At 57.8% G+C, this 808-nt stretch carries 1 protein-coding gene; it reads right to left on the minus strand.

Features of this window, described 5'->3' with window-relative positions; translation table 11 throughout:
• Positions 1-669: hypothetical protein (locus tag AC4FQ5_RS19660; protein WP_491146226.1), on the minus strand; the 669-nt coding region annotated here is incomplete at its 3' end.
• Between the last annotated feature and the right edge of the window lie 139 nt (positions 670-808).

Raw genomic sequence — 808 nt, forward strand, 5'->3', positions numbered from 1 at the left:
TGCTGCTGCTCCGAGAGGAACGAAGAACAGAATCAGGACGGATGCCGCTATGACACCCGTCACTGGCCGCCACGCAACATTCGTCGCCACCGTCAAACCGAACGCCCAGAAGTATGAGAGAAGGGGGAGGACAACCGACCCGCTGAACCACACGCATAAGACGACTACAGCGCTTCGGCTACTTAGACGCGTCGTGCTGGCGAGACGAACGATCTCCCGATCGGTTGATTCGATAGCGCGCCGGCGGGCATTGATCCGATTGGGAAGATACCTCGTGAGCGAAGGACCTGCTTGCGAGGCGAGTCCTGCAGCCAGCAGCGCGACAACGAGGCTGGCTAACCAAGTCGCGGCTTGTCCCTGGCGAAGCAAGGCAGGAATACCGAGGAGGGCCCATGTGACAGCGACCGTGGCTGCCGCCATACACAGCCAGGGAAGCACATCTTGAGCTCGCGCCGCGTCCTCATCCTCAGCCGAGTCCGATCGGTTCAACGAGACGAGACCCACATAGGCGGTGAGGATCAGGCCTGCGATGACGGGCAAGAACCAGCCCGACGAATCTAGAACTTGGACGCCAAAATCGATCAAATAAGTGTCACTGAACGGCATCCGGAAAGCGGAAAGCCGAATTACCTCGAGACAGAAGACCAGCACGGCGAGCACCGATGCCATGAGAACGACTTGTGTAAAGACTCGTGCCGCTTTGACTCTCACATCACTTCTTCCATATCGGTCCTTTCGCTAGTCAACTACGAATCGAGCTCGCAACCCCTGCTATATTGCATTGCATGACACCTCCATCCGACGTCTC

It is taken from the genome of Chryseobacterium sp. DT-167 (assembly GCF_058310155.1).